General features: G+C 71.9%; 11 protein-coding genes. 5 read left to right on the top strand and 6 right to left on the bottom strand.

All coding sequences use genetic code 11. The features are described from left to right. Window positions 1-29 precede the first annotated feature (29 nt). Window positions 30-1,433, top strand: a complete 1,404-nt coding sequence (locus tag DEJ43_RS33285) for a LutB/LldF family L-lactate oxidation iron-sulfur protein (protein WP_041664478.1) — start codon at window positions 30-32, stop codon at window positions 1,431-1,433. Continuing rightward, window positions 1,430-2,068: a LutC/YkgG family protein gene (locus DEJ43_RS33280; protein ID WP_015037830.1), complete on the top strand. Its 639-nt coding sequence runs from the start codon at window positions 1,430-1,432 to the stop codon at window positions 2,066-2,068. Before DEJ43_RS33285 ends, DEJ43_RS33280 begins: the two co-directional genes overlap by 4 nt. A 45-nt stretch (window positions 2,069-2,113) precedes the next feature. Here DEJ43_RS33280 and DEJ43_RS33275 read toward each other — a convergent pair whose 3' ends face one another. The 4 genes from DEJ43_RS33275 to DEJ43_RS33260 are packed head-to-tail and all read right to left on the bottom strand — an operon-like array spanning window position 2,114 to window position 6,343. Then, on the bottom strand, window positions 2,114-3,139 hold the full coding sequence (locus DEJ43_RS33275) for a LacI family DNA-binding transcriptional regulator (RefSeq protein ID WP_015037829.1): 1,026 nt from the start codon (window positions 3,137-3,139) through the stop codon (window positions 2,114-2,116). Window positions 3,140-3,168: 29 nt separating this feature from the next. After that, window positions 3,169-4,083 (bottom strand): carbohydrate ABC transporter permease, encoded by a 915-nt coding sequence (locus DEJ43_RS33270; RefSeq protein WP_015037828.1) that lies wholly within the window; start codon window positions 4,081-4,083, stop codon window positions 3,169-3,171. Next, a complete protein-coding gene (locus DEJ43_RS33265) occupies window positions 4,080-5,033 on the bottom strand; it encodes a carbohydrate ABC transporter permease (protein WP_015037827.1) in 954 nt (317 codons plus the stop codon). The genes DEJ43_RS33270 and DEJ43_RS33265 overlap by 4 nt, the downstream gene beginning before the upstream one ends. Next, window positions 5,030-6,343 (bottom strand): ABC transporter substrate-binding protein, encoded by a 1,314-nt coding sequence (locus tag DEJ43_RS33260; RefSeq protein ID WP_015037826.1) that lies wholly within the window; start codon window positions 6,341-6,343, stop codon window positions 5,030-5,032. The genes DEJ43_RS33265 and DEJ43_RS33260 overlap by 4 nt, the downstream gene beginning before the upstream one ends. A 209-nt stretch (window positions 6,344-6,552) precedes the next feature. On the opposite strand from DEJ43_RS33260, the gene DEJ43_RS33255 reads away from it, so the two are divergent. Together DEJ43_RS33255 and DEJ43_RS33250 are read left to right on the top strand one after the other, a co-directional pair. Next, entirely contained in the window at window positions 6,553-8,574 is a 2,022-nt protein-coding gene (locus DEJ43_RS33255) for a beta-galactosidase (protein ID WP_015037825.1), read from the top strand. 68 nt (window positions 8,575-8,642) lie between these two features. Beyond that, window positions 8,643-10,223, top strand: coding sequence for a glycoside hydrolase family 53 protein (locus DEJ43_RS33250; RefSeq protein ID WP_015037824.1), 1,581 nt, complete (start codon window positions 8,643-8,645; stop codon window positions 10,221-10,223). 84 nt (window positions 10,224-10,307) lie between these two features. Here DEJ43_RS33250 and DEJ43_RS33245 read toward each other — a convergent pair whose 3' ends face one another. Beyond that, window positions 10,308-11,213: an SMP-30/gluconolactonase/LRE family protein gene (locus DEJ43_RS33245; RefSeq protein WP_015037823.1), complete on the bottom strand. Its 906-nt coding sequence runs from the start codon at window positions 11,211-11,213 to the stop codon at window positions 10,308-10,310. Between the two features lie 102 nt (window positions 11,214-11,315). Then, entirely contained in the window at window positions 11,316-12,098 is a 783-nt protein-coding gene (locus DEJ43_RS33240; RefSeq protein WP_015037822.1) for an IclR family transcriptional regulator, read from the bottom strand. Between the two features lie 236 nt (window positions 12,099-12,334). On the opposite strand from DEJ43_RS33240, the gene DEJ43_RS33235 reads away from it, so the two are divergent. After that, window positions 12,335-13,489 (top strand): mandelate racemase/muconate lactonizing enzyme family protein, encoded by a 1,155-nt coding sequence (locus DEJ43_RS33235; protein WP_015037821.1) that lies wholly within the window; start codon window positions 12,335-12,337, stop codon window positions 13,487-13,489. Window positions 13,490-13,673 lie beyond the last annotated feature (184 nt).

Below are 13,673 nucleotides of genomic sequence, written 5' to 3'. Positions count from 1 at the left end.
GCGGAACGACATCCGGCACCTTCGTCGGCATGCCGGCCTTCCCCGAGGCCGCGCGGGCCGCGATCGGCGACCCGACCCTGCGCGCCAACCTGCGGCACGCCACCCACACCATCCGCGACAAACGGGCCCGGGCCGTCGCCGAACTCGACGACTGGGCGGAACTCAGGCAGGCCGGGAAGGAGATCAAGGACCGCACGCTCCGTCATCTCGACACATATCTCCTCCAGTTGGAGGAGGCGGTCACGGCGGCGGGCGGCACCGTGCACTGGGCCACCGACGCGGCCGAGGCCAACCGGATCGTCACCGAACTCGTCCGGGCCACCGGCGAGACGGAGGTGGTCAAGGTCAAGTCGATGGCCACGCAGGAGATCGGCCTGAACGAGCACCTGGAAGCCGAGGGCATCGCCGCGTACGAGACGGATCTCGCGGAGCTGATCGTGCAGCTCGGCGAGGACCGCCCCTCGCACATCCTGGTCCCGGCCATCCACCGCAACCGGGCCGAGATCCGTGACATCTTCCGGGAGAAGATGGGGAGTTGGGGGCGGCCCGCGCCGGAGGGGCTGAGCGACACCCCGGCCGAGCTCGCCGAGGCGGCCCGGCTGCACCTGCGGGAGAAGTTCCTGCGGGCCAAGGTCGGGATCTCCGGGGCGAACTTCATGGTCGCCGAGACCGGCACCCTCGTCGTCGTCGAGTCCGAGGGCAACGGCCGGATGTGCCTCACCCTGCCGGAGACCCTGATCTCCGTGGTCGGCGTGGAGAAGGTGGTGCCGGGCTGGCGGGACCTGGAGGTGTTCCTCCAGACGCTGCCGCGCTCGTCGACGGCCGAGCGGATGAACCCGTACACCAGCATGTGGACCGGCACGAGGGACGACGACGGTCCGTCCGCCTTCCATCTGGTGCTGCTCGACAACGGACGGACGGGCGCCCTCGCCGACGAGGTCGGGCGGCAGGCGCTGCGCTGCATCCGCTGCTCGGCCTGCCTCAACGTCTGCCCGGTGTACGAGCGGGCCGGCGGTCACGCCTACGGCTCGGTCTACCCCGGGCCGATCGGCGCGATCCTCACGCCCCAGCTCCGGGGCACGGCGAGCGAGGTCGACGCCTCCCTGCCGTACGCCTCCTCGCTCTGCGGCGCCTGTTACGAGGTGTGTCCGGTGGCCATCGACATCCCGGAGGTCCTGGTGCACCTGCGCGAGCGGGTCGCTTCCGAGGGCGGGAAGGGCCACCGCCTGGAGCGGGCCGCCGTCAAGGCCGCCTCCTGGGTGCTCGACCGGCCGGCCGCGCTCGCGGCGGGCCAGCACCTCGCCTCCGCCACGCGCGCGCTGCACCCGAAACGGCTGCCAGGCCCCGGCGCCCGCCAGTGGTCCGAGCACCGGAACCTGCCCGAACTGCCCGCCGAACCGTTCCGCGACTGGTGGAAGAAGAACCGCACATGACCAGCGACTCACGCGCACGCGTGCTCGCCCGCATCAGAGCCGCCGTCGCCGACGCCCCCGAAGCCCCCGACGTCACCCGCGCCTATCTGCCGCGGCACACCGCCGACAACCCCGGCGGGCTCCTCGACCTGCTGCACGAGAACCTCGCCGACTACCGCGCCCACGTCCACCGCACGCCACCGGACGGTGTGGCGGACCTCGTCGCCCGGCTCCTCGACGAGCGCGGCGCGCGGAGTGTCGTCGTACCGCCCGGGCTCCCCGAGGAGTGGCTCGCCGCCGCGGGTGCCGAGCGGCGGGGCGACGAGCCCCGGCTCACGCCGCACGAACTCGACGGCATCGACGCCGTGGTGACGGGCTGCGCCCTCGCGATCGCCGAGACCGGCACGATCGTCCTCGACGGCGGCCTCGGACAGGGCCGGCGCGCCCTCACCCTGGTGCCCGATCTGCACGTGTGCGTGGTCCGGGCGCCGGAACAGGTGGTCGCCTCGGTCCCGGAGGCCCTCCCCCGGCTCGACCCGACGCGCCCGCTGACCTGGATCTCGGGCCCGTCCGCGACCAGCGACATCGAGCTCGACCGGGTCGAGGGGGTGCACGGTCCGCGGACGCTCGAAGTGATCCTGGTGACCGGACCCTGACGTGCCGAAGGAGCGGCCGCACCTCCGCTGGGCGCGGCCGCGGGTCTAGGCCGACTCCCTCCGGACCAGCTGGGTCGGGAGGATGACCGTCGCCGGTTCCTCCCCCGCTATCCGGGCGAGCAGCGTCCGTACCATCTCGGCGCTGATCCGGTCCCACGGCTGGCGGATGGTGGTCAGCGAGGGCCGGGAGGACAGGGCGGCCGGGGAGTCGTCGAAGCCGCCGACCGCGATGTCCTCGGGCACCTTCCGGCCCGCGCGGGCGAACGCGTCGAGGACTCCCTGCGCCATCAGGTCGGAGGCGACGAACACGGCGTCGATGTCCGGGGCGCGCTCCAGCAGGGCGCGGGCCGCGTCCTCGCCGCTGGCCCGGCTGTAGTCGCCGGTGGCGATCAGCGTCTCGTCGACGGGCAGTCCGTGCTCGGCGAGCGTCTCGCGGTAGCCGGCGAGGCGCTCCACCCCGCCCGGGGTGTCGAGCGGGCCGGTGACGGTGGCGATGCGGCGCCGCCCGGAGGCGTACAGGTGACGGACCATGTCGCGGGCGCCGTCGCGGTCGTCGGCGGCGACATAGCCGATCTTGGCGGTCTGGCCGAGGGGCTTGCCGCAGGCGACGACGGGGACGCCGGCCTCGTGCAGCCGGGCCACGACCGGGTCTCCGGAGTGGCTGGAGACGAGGAGCACGCCGTCGACGTGACCGGCCTCGATGTACCGGAGGTTGCGGCGGCGTTCGTCCTCGGTGCCCGCGATCATCAGGAGCAGGGGGATGTCCTGGGCGGCGAGCGCCTGGGTGCAGGCGCGGAGCAGCACGTTGAAGTTGGGGTCCTCGAAGAAGCGCTCCTGGGGTTCGGTCAGGAGGAAGGCGACCGAGTCGGACTTGCCGGTGATCAGCGAGCGGGCGTGCCGGTTGACGACGTAGCCCGTTCTTCGGATCGCGGCGTCGACGGCCGCCTTGGCGGTCGGGCTGACGTAGTGGCCGCCGTTGAGGACGCGGGAGACGGTGCCGCGCGAGACGCCGGCCTCGCGGGCCACGTCGTGGATGGTCGCCGGGCGGCGCCTGCTCGCTGCTGTGCTCATGCTGTGTGTTTCCCCTCGATCCCCGGTGCTCAGGACTTTACGGCGCCGGAGAGCAGGTCGAGGCTCCAGAAGCGCTGGATGACGAGGAACAGGGCGATGAGCGGGGCGACCGCGAGGAGCGCGCCGGTGATCACCAGGGTGTACAGGGAGGGTTGGGAGGCGCCCTGCTTGAGCAGGGTGAACAGGCCGACGGTCATGGGGAACTTCTCGTCGTCGCCGAGCATGATGAAGGGCAGCAGGAAGTTGTTCCAGATGGCGACGAACTGGAAGAGGAAGATCGTCACCAGGCCCGGGGCCATCATGGGGACGGCGATCCGCCGGAAGATCCGCCACTCGCCCGCGCCGTCCATGCGGCCGGCCTCGACGAGTTCCATGGGGATGGCGGCCTCGGCGTAGATGCGGCCGAGGTAGACGCCGTACGGGGAGAGGATCAGCGGCAGCAGCACGGAGGCGTAACTGTCCGTCAGGTCGACCTCGGCCATGAGCAGGTACTGCGGGATGGCGAGGATGACCGGGGGCATGAGGACGCCGGTGAGCATCACGTTGAAGAAGGCCTCGCGGCCGCGGAAGCGGTAGATCGCGAGGGCGTAGCCGGCCAGGGCGGAGACGACGGTGGACAGGACGGCGCCGAGGCCCGCGTAGAACACGGAGTTGAGCATCCAGCGCCAGTAGATGCCGTCGCGGTACGCGGTGAGGTCGGTGACGTTGTCGGCGAGGCCGCCGCCGGGCAGGAACGTGAAGGTGGAGAAGAGCTCGTCGTCGGGCTTGGTGGCGGCGACCACGACCCAGGCGACGGGCAGCAGGCAGTACAGCGCCCCGAGGACCAGGGCGGCCGTGGGGAGCAGCGCGGTGCGGCGGGGGCGGGGCGGGGCCTGGGGGGTGCCCGGGGTGGTTCCCGCGGCCGGGGCCGCCTTGTGGAGCGGCGGGGAGGCGAGCCCGGTCATCGGCTGGCTCCTTGCGTGGTGCGGCGGTTGGAGATCCGGAGGAGGGCGAAGGAGAGGACGAAGGTGGCGAGGGCGAGCACGACGGCGGTGGCCGACGCGGCGTGGATGTTCCCGCCGGTGAAGGCGTCGTTGTAGACCTTCATGAGCGGACTCCAGGTGGAGGGGATGCCGTTGGTGAGCGGCTTGAGCGTCATGGGCTCGTTGAAGACCTGGAGGGTGGCGATGATCGAGAAGAAGAAGGTGAGCACCAGGGAGGGCACCACCATCGGGATCTTGATGCGCAGGGCGATCTGGAGCTCGGAGCAGCCGTCGAGCTTGGCCGCCTCGTAGACCTCGGTGGGCAGCGAGCGCAGCGCGGTGTAGATGACGATCATGTTGAAGCCGGTGCCGCCCCAGACCGCGATGTTGGACATCGCCAGGTAGAGCGGTCCGCCGTCCATGAGGTCGGGCTGCGGCAGGCCGAGCTGCCCGAGGACGTAGTGGAAGGGGCTGACGTCCGGGAGGTAGAGGAAGCCCCAGAGGACGGCGGCGATGACTCCGGGGACGGCGTACGGCAGGAAGATCGCGAGCCGGGCGAAGGAGCGGGCCCGGACGCGCTCGGAGTCGAGCAGGAGCGCGAAGAACAGGGCGAGGCCGAGCATCACGGGGACGACGACGGCGCCGTAGCCGAGGACGCGCAGGGCGCTGGCGGCGAGTTCGGAGTCGGTGAGGGCCGAGGTGTAGTTCTCCAGGCCGGCCCAGACCTCGGACTTGGCGCCCTTGCCGAGGCCGAGGCCCTTGATCTCGACCTTGTGGAAGCTGAGCCACAGGGCGTAGCCGATGGGGAGGGCGAAGAAGAGGGCGAAGAGGGCGGCGGCGGGGAGGAGGAAGCCGTACGGGGCCGCTTTGACGCCGTACGGCCGGCGGGCCCTGCGCCCCGCCGGCCCCGTGCCCTTGGGGGGCTGGGTCACTTGGCGACCTCGAAGCCCTGCTTCTCCAGGTCGGCGACGGTGGTGGACTGCACGGCGGAGAGCGCCGTGCCGAAGCCCGACTTGGCCTTTGCGGCCTTGCCGAACTCGTCCTTGAAGGCGGTGTAGGCGACGTTCACGTTGGGGCCCCAGGCGGCGGGCGCGGTGGTCTTCGCTATCTCGGCGGCGCGGGTGTAGAAGTCGGGCTGGTTGGCGAAGTAGTCGGGGGCCTTGGCGAGGGCGCCGCTGGTCTGGGCGGCGGTGGCGGCCGGGTAGATGCCGCTCTCCTTGACGAGGGCGGCGAGGGCGACCGGGTCGGTGTTCAGCCAAGTGGCGAACTGCGCGGCGGCCGTCTTGTGCTTCGAGTCGGTGGTGACGGCGGTGGAGGAGCCGCCCCAGCTGCCGGTGGCGGTGCCGCCCGCGGTCCACTGCGGGAGGGGGGCCATGGCCCACTTGCCCTTGGTGTCGGGGGCGGCGGTGGTCAGGGTGCCGGGGGCCCAGACGGCGGAGACCCAGGCGAGCTGCTCGCCGGTGTTGAGGGCCTTGTTCCAGGCGGGGGTGTACATCGGCTGGTTGTCGATGGCGCCCTCGGCGACCAGGCCGCCCCAGAAGTCGGTGACCTTCTTGGTGGCGGCGTCGTCGATGCCGACCTTCCAGGTGTCGCCCTCGAAGGTCCACCACTTGGCGCCGGCCTGCTGGGCGAGTCCGGCGAAGAGGCCGGAGTCGTTGGCGGAGAAGGTGGTCAGGGCCTTGCCGGGGGCCTTCTTCCGCACGTCACGGGCGGTGGCGGCGAACTCCTCCCAGGTGGTGGGGACGGAGAGGCCGTACTGCTTGAAGAGGTCCTCGCGGTAGAAGAACATCAGCGGCCCGGAGTCCTGGGGCAGGGCGTAGACGGCCTCGCCGCCGAAGGTGGTCTGCTGCCAGATGCCGGGGGCGAACTTGTCCTTGACGCCGGCGACGTCGGGGGCGATGTCGGCGAGGGCGTCGTTGGAGACCAGGGTCGGCAGGGCCTGGTACTCGGCCTGGACGAGGTCGGGTGCCTTGTGCGCCTTGGCGGCCGTGATGATCTTGGTGACGAGGTCGTCGCCCGAGGCCTGCTTCTGCACCGTCACCTTGATGTCGGGGTGTTCGGCGTTCCAGAGGGCCACGACCTTGTCCATGCCGGGGGCCCAGGCCCAGTAGGTGAGCGAGACGGGGCCGGACCCGGCGCCCGCGTCGTCGCCGGAGTCGGAGGATCCACAGGCGCTGAGCGCGGTGGCGCCGAGGAGGACGGCGGTGGCGGCGGCGAGGCTGCGGCGCGTGATGTGAGGCATGGGGTGCTTCTCCCTGACCGAAAAAGGGGCCTCTCCCCAGAGCGGGAAGGCCGGTCATGCATCTGTGAGCGTTCACAGTAGAGAAACGTTCAGGACACTTGTCAATGGTTGTTCGTGTGCGGTTATGTTGCGTTGCCACATCGAGATCGGCTGTGTGCACGTTCACAGCGATCCAGAGCTTTCATCGTTCGAGGTTTCAGGAGAGACTCATGCCGCAGAGCACGCCCAAGGGCCTGCAACGGCTCGCGTTCGGCGGGGACTACAACCCCGAACAGTGGCCGGAAAGCGTCTGGCAGGAGGACGTCCGCCTCATGCGGGAGGCCGGCGTCACCATGGTGAGCGTCGGGATCTTCTCCTGGGCCCTGCTCGAACCGGAGGCCGGCCGCTACGACTTCGGCTGGCTCGACCGGCTCCTCGACCTGCTCCACGAGAACGGCGTACGGGTCGACCTCGGCACCCCGACCGTGGCACCGCCCGCCTGGTTCTACCGGGCCCACCCCGAGGCCCTGCCCGTCACCGCCGAGGGCACGCGCTTCTCGTACGGCTCGCGTGGGGCGATCTGCCACAGCTCCGCCGCCTACCGCGCGGCCGCCGCCGGCATCACCACCGAGCTGGCCCGGCGCTACGGCAGCCACCCCGCACTCGCCCTCTGGCACGTCCACAACGAGTACGGCGTGCCCGTCAGCGCCTGCTACTGCGACAGCTGCGCCGCCCACTTCCGCCGCTGGCTCGACGACACGTACGGCTCGGTCGAGGCGGTGAACGAGGCCTGGGGCACCGCCTTCTGGGGGCAGCGCTACGGCTCCTACGAGGAGATCGACCCGCCCCGGATCACGCCCACCGTCGGCAACCCCGCCCAGCAGCTCGACTACCGGCGCTTCGCCGACGCCACCCTCCGGGAGAACTTCCGCACGGAACGCGACATCCTGCATGAACTCGCGCCCGGAGTCCCCGTCACCACCAACTTCATGACCGCGCTCAGCCAGTGCGACTCCATCGACTACTGGGCCTGGGGCCGCGAGGTCGACCTCGTCACCAACGACCACTACCTGATCACCGACGGCCGCCGCACCCACGTCAACCTCGCCATGGCCGCCGACCTCACCCGCTCCGTCGCCGGCGGCGCCCCCTGGCTCCTCCTCGAACACTCCACCTCGGGCGTGAACTGGCAGCCGCGCAACCCCGCCAAGCGCCCCGGCGAGATGGCCCGCAACTCCCTCGCCCACGTCGCCCGCGGCTCCGAGGGCGCGATGTTCTTCCAGTGGCGCCAGTCCCGGCGCGGCGCCGAGAAGTTCCACTCGGCGATGGTCCCGCACGGCGGCACCGACACCCGGATCTGGCGCGAGGTCGTCGCCCTGGGCGGCGACCTGGAGACCCTGCGGGAGGTACGCGGCACCCGGACAGTCCCGGACGTCGCCGTGCTCTGGGACTGGCACTCCTGGTGGGCGCAGAACCTCGAATGGCGGCCGCACGCCGCCCACGACGCCCGCGAGCGCGCCGACAGCTTCTACGAGGCCCTCTACGACCGGCACCTCACCGTCGACTTCGCCCACCCCGAGTCCGACCTCTCCGCCTACCCGCTGGTCGTGGTGCCCGCGCTCTACCTCATGACCGAGGCCGCCGGGCAGAACCTCCGGGAGTACGTCGAGAACGGCGGCACGCTCGTCGTCTCCTACTTCTCCGGAATCGTCGACGAACACGACGCCGTGCACCCCGGCGCCTACCCGGGCGCCCTGCGGGACGTCCTCGGGCTCACCGTCGACGAGTGGTCGCCGCTCCTGGACGGCCAGCGCGTGACGATCACCGGGCCCGACGGCGCCGAACTCACCGGTGACGTGTGGACCGAGTTCGTCCGGCCGCGCGGCGCCGAGACCGTGTGGTCGTACGCCGACGGGCCGGCCGCCGGCGGACCCGCCGTGACCCGCCACCGCCTCGGGCGGGGCACCGCCTGGTACGTCTCCACCCGCCTCGACGCGGCCGCGCTCGACGCGATCCTCGCCGCGGCGGGCGAGGACGCCGCGGTCCCGGCGCGCACCGGGCTGCCGCGTGACGTCGAGGTCGTACGCCGGGCCGGCGAGGGCGGGGAGTACGTCTTCGCCCTGAACCACTCCGGGGAGGCCGCCGAGGTGCCGCTGGACGGCGCCGGGACGGAGCTCCTCGGAGGCGGCCGCGTGAGCGGCGGGATCACGGTCCCGGCCGGAGCCGTCAGGGTCGTACGCCTGGACGCCTGAGCCCCCCCCTTCCCGCCCGTAGGGAATCGCACCACACTCCTGTCCGCCACCGTCGAAGGGACTCGACGATGCACCCCGTACGAAGCCGCGTCCGCCTGCGGGCCGCCGCCGTCGCCGCCGCACTCGCCGCGCTGCTCCTGGCCCCGCTGCCCACCGCCCGGCACGCCGAGGCCGCCGCCACCCTCACCAACGCCGGGTTCGAGAGCGACGGCACCGGGACCGCCACCCCGGCCGGCTGGTCCACCTACTCCGCCGCCGGACAGAACGCCGCCTCGTTCACCGAGGCCGGCGGCCACGGCGGCGGCCACCGCCTGAGCCACTGGTCGTCAGCCGCCTACAAGGTGGAGACGTACCAGTACCTCTCCGGACTCGCCGACGGCCCGTACACGCTGAGCGCCTGGGTGCGCTCGGGCGGCGGACAGAACTCCGCCTACCTGGCCCTGCGCAACTGCGGTTCGGCCGAGCAGCGCACCGACCTGCCGGTCACCTCCAGCTCCTGGATACGGATCGTCACCCCGATCACCGTGGCGGGAGGAGCCTGCACCGTCAGCATCAACTCCGATGCCAAGGCCGGGAACTGGCTCAACGTCGACGACCTGACGTTCACCCCCGGCACGACCGGCCTCGCCGTCAGGGGCGTCGACCTCTCCGCGCTCAAGAAGAGCGAGGACCTCGGCGGGACGTACAAGTCGGCATCCGGGACCCCAGGTGACGCGGTCGCCCTGCTCAAGAACGCGGGCGCGAACTACGGCCGGCTCAAGGTGTGGGTCAACCCGGCCGACGGCTACAACAACAAGGCCCGCGTCCTCGCCACCGCGCAGAAGATCAAGGCGCAGGGCATGAAGCTCCTCGTGGACTTCCACTACTCCGACATCTGGGCCGACCCGGGCGCCCAGACCAAGCCCGCCGCCTGGCAGGGACACTCGTACAGCCGGCTCAGGACCGACGTCTACAACCACACGTACGACGTCCTCAGCGCCCTGAAGGCGCAGGGCACCACGGCCGACATGGTGCAGATCGGCAACGAGATCAACACCGGCATGCTCTGGCCCGAAGGGTCGACGAGCAACTGGACGCAGCTCGCCGGGCTGCTCAACTCCGGCATCTCCGCCGCCAAGACGGTCTCGTCCGGCACGCAGATCGCCCTGCACCTCGCCAACGGCGGCGACAACGCCCTCTACCGCACCTGGTTCGACAACGCGAAGGCACAGGGCGTGAGTTACGACGTCATCGCGCTCTCCTTCTACGGCTACTGGCACGGCGCCCTGTCCTCGCTGCAGGCCAACCTCGACGACATCTCCGCCCGTTACGGCAAGAAGGTCTTGGTCGCCGAGACCGCGTACCCGTTCCGCCTCGACAGCGAGGACGCCCACGAGAACATCATCGACCTGGCGGGCGAGCTGGTCGCCGGATACCCGGCGAGCAGCGCCGGCCAGTCCGCCTGGCTGCGGGACGTCATGAACGTCGTCGAGGCGGTGCCGAACGGCCGCGGCCTCGGCGTCGTCTACTGGGAGCCGGCCTGGACCGCCGTCACGGGCAACGGCTGGGACCCGGCCGACCCCTCGTCCGGCAACGGCTGGGAGAACCAGGCCCTGTTCGACTACGACAGCAGGCTGCTCCCGGCGGCGAGCCGGCTGGCACACCGCTGACCCGACCGCGCATGAGGAGGGGCGGGCTCGTGAACGAGCCCGCCCCATCCGCGCGTTCCCGCTCGTGGGTCGGCGCGGGGGCGTTCAGTGGTCGGCGTACGGGACGGGCGGCAGGCCTCGGGTGGGTGGGCGGCAGGTGAAGAGGCTGCCCGCGAGGGGCTGGGCGCGGCGGGCGGCTGCGTCGAGGCCCTCCTTCGCCGTCGTGATGACCAGGACGTCGAGGTCCGGTCCCGCGAAGGCGCAGCTCGTCACGTGGGCCGCGGGCACCTCCACGCGCGCGTGGAGCGCGCCGTCGGGGGTGAAGGCGAGGACCTCGCCGCCGCCCCACACCGCCACCCACACCCGGCCGTCCGCGTCGACGGTGAGCCCGTCCGGCACGCCGCGGTCGAGGGCGGCGAAGGGCCGCCGGTCGGTCAGGGTGCCCGTACCGGTGTCGTAGGTGAAGACGTCGACCCGGCCGGTGGGGCTGTCCGCGTAGTAGAGGCGGGTCCCGTCGGGGCTCCAGCCGAGCCCGTTGGAGATGGTGACCGAGTCGAGGAGGGTGACGAGCCCGTCGCCGTCGAGGCGGTAGAGCGAGCCCGCGCCCGGGCTCTCGTCGTACGCCATGCTGCCGACGAGCAACCGCCCCGCGGGGTCGACGGCGGCGTCGTTCATGCGGCGCGGGAGGCCGTCGCCGGGGAGGACGGGCGCGGCGAGTTCGACGGCCGCCTCCACCGGGCGGTCCGGGTCGAGCCGCACCAGGCTTGTGCCCACGGCGGCGAGCAGGGCTCCGGAGGCGCAGGGCTGGACCGCGCCGACCGCGCTGCCGAAGCGGAGGGTCGAGGTCCCGACGAGGTCCGGCGTGGCCGCCTCGTGGGTGAGGGCGGCCCGGTGGACGAGCCCGTCGGGTATGTCGACCCAGAGGAGTTCCTGGCGCCGGTCGTCCCAGACGGGGCCTTCTGTCAGGCGTCCGGGCGGGGGTGAGCAGGGCACGGCCCTGAGCTGCTGCATTCTGGCCTCCTGGATCGGCGGAGCGGTAGCGCGCCTCCAAAACTACGGGTTCGTCCAACGGCCACCGACGGCCCCGGCGCGGCCGGCCCCGCCCCCGCACCCTCAGCGTGCCGCCCGGTGTCCCAGGCGTTCCGACAGTTCGTTCGCGCCCTTCACCGCGAGGGCCGTGAGTTCGTTCTCGCGTTCCTCGGTCCAGCGGTGGACCGGGACCGAGACCGAGAGCGCCGCCACCACGCGGCCCGAGCGGTCCCGCACGGGCGCGGCGACGCAGCTGACGTCGGGGTTGGACTCCTGCTGCTCGCCCGCGACGCCGAGGATGCGGATCTCCGCGAGGGCCGCGCGCAGCGCGTCCGGGTCGGTGATGCTGCGGGGCGTCATGCGGACGAGTTCACGGCCGGCCGTGTTCGCGTCGAGGCGCTCCTCGAGTACGGCCTCGGGGAGCCCGGCGAGGAGCATCTTGCCGACGGCGGTGCAGTGGGCGGGCAGTCTGCGGCCGGTGGCGGAGACCATCCGTACCGCGTGGCTGGAGTCGACCTTGGCGATGTAGATGACGTCCATGTCCTCGAGGACCGCGACGTGCACGGTCTCGCCGCAGGTGTCGGCGACCTCGCGGGCGACCTGGTGGCCCTCGGCCGCGAGGTCGAGCTGTTCGGCGTACCGGCTGCCGAGCTGGTAGGTGCGGACGCCGAGCCGGTAGCGGCCGGGCTGTCCCGGCGCCGGGACGAGGTAGTTGCGGGCGGTCAGGGTGGTGACGAGTTCGTGGGTGGTGGTGCGCGGCAGCTGGAGTCTGCGGGTGATCTCGGGGGCGGAGAGCGTCCCGTCGCCCTCCAGGAACAGTTCCAGTACGTCGAATGCCCTGGTCACCGCCGGAACGAGTCGTCCCATGGGTCCCCCACCTCACCTCTGTCCGTTCGATATCCCGTACCGCGACCGAAATCGCGGACAGAGACTAGCGGCGCCCCTCGTGCCCGGCAACGGGCCGCGGGGCCGCCGTGGTGGGCGGCGCGGGTGGCCGCGCTCCCATTGACACCCCGGCGGGCCGCTGCCTACGGTCTCGCCGATCCACCGAACGCGCTTCGGCATCTCGAACACATCATCCGCGCCCCCGGGGAGCAACCACCGTGCGCATCACGGGAATCACCACACATGTCGTCGGCACGCCCTGGCGCAACCTCACCTATGTCCTCGTCCACACCGACGAGGGACTCACCGGGGTCGGCGAGACCCGGATGCTCGGGCACACCGACGCGCTCGTCGGCTATCTCCGCGAGGCGGAGGCCAACCACATCGCCGGTTCGGACCCGTTCGCCGTCGAGGACCTCGTACGGCGCATGAAGTACGGGGACTTCGGCCGGGCCGGCGAGATCGTCATGTCCGGCATCGCGGTCGTCGAGATGGCCTGCTGGGACATCAAGGGCAAGGCGCTCGGCGTGCCCGTCTGGCAGCTGCTCGGCGGAAAGGTCACCGAGCGGGTGAAGGCGTACGCCAACGGCTGGTACACCACCGAGCGCACCCCGGAGGCCTACCACGCGGCGGCCCGCGAGGTCGTGGCGCGCGGCTACCGGGCCCTGAAGATCGACCCGTTCGGCACCGGTCACTACGAGCTGGACGCCGAGCGGTCGCGGGAGTCCGTCGCGCTCATCGAGGCGGTCCGGGACGCGATCGGCCCGGACACCGAGCTGATGGTGGAGATGCACGGCCGCTTCTCCCCCTCGACGGCGGTGCGGCTCGCGCGCGAACTCGCCCCGTTCCGCCCGGCCTGGCTGGAGGAGCCGGTGCCGCCGGAGAACCTCAAGGCGCTGCGCAAGGTGGCCGAGAAGGTGGACCTGCCGATCGCGACCGGTGAGCGGATCCACGACCGGATCGAGTTCAGGGAGCTGTTCGAGTCGCAGGCGGCCGACGTCGTGCAGCCCGACGTCGGACACATCGGCGGCATCCTGGAGGCGAGGAAGCTCGCCGCGACCGCCGAGACCCACTACGTCCTCGTCGCCCCGCACAACGTCGGGGGTTCGGTGCTCACCGCCGCTTCCCTCCAACTCGCCGCCTGCACACCCAACTTCAAGGTCCTGGAGCACTTCAACGACTTCGCGGACGCGGAGATCAAGAAGGTCGTGCGCGGCGCGCCCGAGGTCGATCCGGAGACCGGCTGCTTCACGGTGTCCCACGAGCCGGGCCTGGGCGTGGAGTTCGACGCCGACGCCGCCGCCGCGTTCCCGCAGCAGCGGGCCCGGTTCGACCTGTGGGCCGAGGGCTGGGAGAAGAGGCAGCCGAAGTGAGCGTCAAGAGGCAGCCGGAGTGAGCGTCGCCGCGCCCGTGAGCCGCGCGGTCCTCGTCGAGCGGCCCGGCTCCCATCGGCTGGTCGAGCGGGAGGTCCCCGCGCCCGGGCCCGGTGAGGTCCGGGTGCGGGTCGCCGCCGCCGCGGGGATCTGTCTGAGCGACCGCGAGCTGTACGAGGGCCGT

Source organism: Streptomyces venezuelae ATCC 10712 (assembly GCF_008639165.1).
Lineage (GTDB): Bacteria > Actinomycetota > Actinomycetes > Streptomycetales > Streptomycetaceae > Streptomyces > Streptomyces venezuelae.
Note: the sequence above shows the minus strand (reverse complement) of the source record. Positions and strands in the feature narration are given on the sequence as shown.